The organism is Syntrophomonas sp. UBA1041, assembly GCF_002316705.1.
Lineage (GTDB): Bacteria > Bacillota > Syntrophomonadia > Syntrophomonadales > Syntrophomonadaceae > DTU019.
The window spans coordinates 1-4,669 of record NZ_DCEA01000082.1; the positions used below are offsets into that span (position 1 = coordinate 1).

At 53.2% G+C, this 4,669-nt stretch carries 5 protein-coding genes; all 5 read right to left on the bottom strand.

Going from position 1 to position 4,669, the window contains the following annotated elements; translation table 11 throughout:
* Positions 1 to 791 (bottom strand): tRNA dihydrouridine synthase DusB (gene dusB / locus B2633_RS12235; protein WP_483170968.1); only part of this gene is annotated, 791 nt, incomplete at its 3' end.
* A 2-nt stretch (positions 792 to 793) separates the two neighbouring features.
* Positions 794 to 1,567 (bottom strand): type III pantothenate kinase, encoded by a 774-nt coding sequence (locus B2633_RS12240; protein ID WP_483170970.1) that lies wholly within the window; start codon positions 1,565 to 1,567, stop codon positions 794 to 796.
* Between the two features lie 62 nt (positions 1,568 to 1,629).
* Complete coding sequence (gene nadC, locus B2633_RS12245; protein ID WP_481042174.1) at positions 1,630 to 2,460, bottom strand: carboxylating nicotinate-nucleotide diphosphorylase; 831 nt, start codon at positions 2,458 to 2,460, stop codon at positions 1,630 to 1,632.
* A gap of 28 nt (positions 2,461 to 2,488) precedes the next feature.
* Positions 2,489 to 4,090 (bottom strand): L-aspartate oxidase, encoded by a 1,602-nt coding sequence (nadB, locus tag B2633_RS12250; protein WP_483170971.1) that lies wholly within the window; start codon positions 4,088 to 4,090, stop codon positions 2,489 to 2,491.
* Positions 4,091 to 4,114: 24 nt separating this feature from the next.
* A partial coding sequence (locus B2633_RS12255) for a quinolinate synthase NadA (RefSeq protein ID WP_483170972.1) occupies positions 4,115 to 4,669 on the bottom strand: 555 nt, incomplete at its 5' end.

The following is a 4,669-nucleotide window of genomic DNA, read 5'->3' on the forward strand; positions in this document are numbered from 1 at the left end:
AGGTGCTGCCGGGCAGCCATAAAGCGCTCGCTTAAGGTGGGCGCAGGCAGGACTTGCTGCTTTTCAAGCAGGGCCGCCGTCTCGCGATATATGAAGGGGTTTCCCATGGCGCCCCGCCCGATCATTACCGCGTCACACCCGGTTTCGTCGATCATCCTCCGGGCGTCCTGGGCTGACCAGATGTCTCCGTTGCCGATCACCGGTATATGCAGCTGTTCTTTGAGGACTTTAATCGCTGTCCAATCGGAGCGCCCGGAGAAGAACTGCTGCCTGGTGCGGGGATGCAAAGCCACTGCAGCTGCGCCCTCTGCTTCAGCCAGGAGAGCTATTTCCAGATAGTTGCTCTGCTTGTCGTCCCAGCCTTTACGAATCTTCACCGTTACCGGCACGGTCACCGCATCGAGGACAGCGTCAAGCAAATCGCGGACTAAAGCGGGATCTTTCATCAAGGCTGCTCCTTCCCCATTGCGCACTATCTTGGGGGTGGGGCAGCCCATGTTTATGTCGATAATTTGAGCGCCGAGTTTTTCTAGTATTCTGGCTCCTTGGGCCATAGCCCGGGGTTTTGAGCCAAAGAGCTGGGCCGCAACCAACCCCTGCTCGCCTTCCACAGCGGCCAGTTGCAGGGTTTTTTGCTGATTATATACCAGCCCCATGTCACTGATCATTTCCGTGTAGACCAGGCCGCAACCAAACAAGCGGGCCATTTCCCGGCCCGCCCTGTCTGTGACTCCCGCCAGCGGCGCGGCCACTACCCGATTGGGTACTGCAACATTTCCAATTGAGAACATGTTCAACTCCGGTTTAATTCGTATATTAGGCGCAAACCCTCCATGGTGAGGAGATCATCAATTACATCAATGCAGTCGGTTTCCCCGGCAATAGTACCGGCCAGCCCGCCGGTTGCCACCACCTGCGGTTCAAATTCCAATTCTTTTTTCATGCGGCTGATAATACCTTCCACCTGACCGACAAATCCATAAATAATACCCGCCTGTATACTGCTGATGGTATTCTTACCCAGCAGGCTTTTGGGTTTAACCAGTTCAACCCGGGGCAGTTTAGCGGCTCTTGACACCAGGGCTTCAGTGGATATTTTGATGCCCGGCGCGATTGCCCCCCCCAGATAATCCCCCTTCTGGCTTATCACACAAAAGGTGGTGGCAGTGCCGAAATCAACTATTATCAGAGGACCGCCGTATTTATGAAATCCGGCTACGGCATTGACTACCCGGTCAGCCCCAACCTCACGGGGGTTCTCGTATTTAATGGCCAAACCGGTTTTTATTCCGGCTTCTACTATCAGGGGTTTGCACTTGAAGTACTTGGCGCTCAGCCACTCCAATTCCATCATAACTGTTGGTACTACCGATGAAATAACCACCGCGTCAATCTGTTCCAGTTTCAATCCGTTTAAGTTTAAACAGAACAACTCGCTGATTATGATGGCGTACTCATCACAGGTGCGCATGGTATCGGTGCGAATGCGCCAGTGCCCCACCAGTTCCTGCTTACTATATACTCCGACGGCCATGTTGGTGTTGCCCACATCAAATACGCAGATCACAGTTATTCATCTCCTATCTTCATAAGACCGTTAAACCGGGGATTCAGCCGGAGGGGTATATGCTAATAAACCTCTAAAAGATCAAAACTGATGTCAAGACTCTGTATAGAGTGGGTCAGGGCTCCAACGGAGATAAAGTCCACTCCGCTTCGGGCGACTTCTTCCAGGCGGTCTTCAGTAATCCCCCCGGACGCCTCCAAGAGGGCCCGCCCGGCAACTAACTCGACCGCCTTTCGCATGGTGGGAGTATCCATATTGTCGAGCATAATGATATCCGCACCGGCTTCTAGAGCCAAATTCAGCTGCTCCAGGTTTTCTACTTCAACTTCTATTTTTACGGTTATCGGCGCCGCCCGGCGCAAGGTTCGCACCGCATTCAGGATTCCTCCGCCGGCCACTATATGATTGTCTTTGATCATGACCCCATCATATAGCCCAAAACGGTGATTCCGGCCTCCGCCGATTCTTACCGCGTATTTCTCCAACTCCCGCAGTCCGGGGGTGGTCTTGCGGGTATCTATGATACGGGCATGGTAGTTTTGAATTTTATCCGCCATCTTCCTGGTGCGCGTAGCAATCCCACTAAGACGCTGCAAGAGATTCAGAGCCACCCTCTCGCCGCCTAAGAGCGCGGTGGTCTTCCCGCTGATTTCCGCAATACGGTCCCCGTACTGCACCATCTGCCCGTCGGTGATAAAAGGCTGGCACTGGACCGCCGGATCTAAATAGCGAAATACCGCCTGACAGACCCCTGTTCCGGCGATTATGCCCTCGGCCTTGGCAACCAGCATCCCCCGGGCTTGCTGATCTGCAGGAACCAGGTTAAAAGTGGTTATATCCTGCCGGCCGATATCTTCCTGTAATGCCTGTTTTATTATAGTGTCTATATTCATGCTGCTTGAGTATTCCCCCTGTCATGGGCTAACAATTCATATAACTCATTTCTTTTATCCAGCGCATATCGTCCCTTTCCGGATAATCGGAACGATAATGCCCTCCGCGGCTCTCTTTGCGCCACAGGCAGGCTTGAATGATAATACGAGCCAGTATCAACATATTTATCGTCTCATAATAACTCAGGATATCCGTATGGCGGTGCATAGCATTATAAAGACTGTCGATCTCCAGATAAGCCTGTTTAAGGCCGCTCTCATTTCTTATAATGCCCACATGATCCCACATAATATCGCGCAGCCTCATGCGCACCTCATCAGGCCTGAATCCTTCCTGGCCGGGGCGGAAAATCCAGCCCGAATCAAACTGGCGGTATATTTCCCCGCTGTCAACCTGACGGCGATACATGATCTCCTCAGCCTTGTCAACAATGCGCTGTCCAAATACAATCCCCTCTAAGAGGGAGTTGCTGGCCAGACGGTTAGCGCCGTGAACACCGGTGCAGGCTGCTTCACCGCAGGCGTACAGTCCTCTGATACTGGTCTCTCCGTAGGTATTGGTGCCAATGCCTCCCATGATGAAATGCGCTGCCGGTGAGACCGGGACATATTCCCTGGTGATGTCAACGCCCCTCTCCAAACAGGTCCGATGGATGTTGGGGAAGCGTGCCGGACCGTCAGGTATAACGGTCATATCCAGGTATACATATGGTTTTTCGGTCTTTTGCAGTTCATTCCAGATGGCCCGGGACACGATATCCCGCGGAGCCAACTCTAAGAGGGAATGATAGCGTTTCATAAAACGCTCGCCTTCGCCGTTGTATAGTATGGCCCCTTCACCCCGCACCGCTTCTGAAATTAAAAAGCGCTGCGATTCGTGACCGTATAATACCGTGGGATGAAATTGAAAAAACTCCATATCGGTGAGTCTACACCCGGCCCGGAAACAGGCTGACATCCCGTCACCGGTGGCCACATCCGGGTTGGTGGTATGTTTATAGATCTGCCCGGCGCCGCCCGTAGCGATGATCACGGCCCGGGCGCTGTAGATGACGCGCTCCCCTTTTTTAGCATCGAAAAACAACGCGCCAAAGCATTCACAGTTATCCTCATCAGTCAGTATATCCAGCAGAAACTGATCTTCCCTGATTTCGATCCCGCTGTTGAGCTTGCACTTCTCCACCAGGGCGCCTCTGATAGCAGCCCCGGTGGTATCGGCAGCATGCAGGATACGAGCTTTGCTGTGGGCCCCTTCACGGGCCAGAGAAATGGCGCCATTTTTCATGTCGAACTGCGCCCCGGCAGCTATCAGTTCCCTGACCCGATCCGGTCCTTCCCGCACCAAAACATCTACCGCTTCTATATTGCACAGACCGGCTCCTGCTTCGAGGGTATCCTCCAGATGAAGAAAGGGGGAATCTTCCTCATGTACTGCGGCAGCAATCCCCCCCTGGGCTAATCCGGTATTGGAATCGTCTATATGTTTTTTGGTAGCAACTATGACCTGCCCGTGTTGTGAAGCTTTCAATGCGGTAAAAAGCCCGGCGATCCCGGTTCCCACGATCAAAAAATCGGTCTTTAGAACCGGGGTGTCTTTCCCCAAATCTTCAATATACCGAGTGATTATCATTCTCTTACCCCCTGCCAGGCCATATTATGGCCGAATTGCCAGCATCTTTTCCAAGGCCTGGCTGGCTTTGCCCCTGATCACATCGGGGACGGTTATTTCATACTGGCTCTTTTCCAGACACGCTGCCAGTATGGGTAAGGTCACCAATTTCATGTCCGGACATTTAAAACCGCTGCGCGCGATATAGAATTTCTTGTCCGGGCAGTTTTTTTGCAGGGTATAGAGGAAGCCTTCCTCGGTGCCAATTATGAACTCCCGCTCCGAGCTGTTCTTCACGTATTCCAGAATCCCACCGGTAGAACAGACTGCATCCGCCATAGCAGTTATATCCGGGGTGCACTCCGGGTGCACCACCAGTCTGGCGCCGGGATGTTCCTGCTGGCAGGCCTGCACCTCCGCCTTTTCCAACTGGTCATGAATGGGGCAGCAACCCGGCCACAAGATCATGTCGCGGCCAGTTTGCGCAGCCACATAAGTACCTAGGTTGCGGTCCGGCACAAAGATGATCTCCCGGTCCCGGGGGATACTCTGCACTACTGCCAGGGCGTTGGAGGACGTGCAGCACAGATCGCTTTCGGC

Excerpts from the sequence above, each read along its gene's own strand:
- nadC (WP_481042174.1), bottom strand. The coding sequence starts at position 2,460 with ATGAATATAGACACTATAATAAAACAGGCATTACAGGAAGATATCGGC.
- nadB (WP_483170971.1), bottom strand. The coding sequence starts at position 4,090 with ATGATAATCACTCGGTATATTGAAGATTTGGGGAAAGACACCCCGGTT.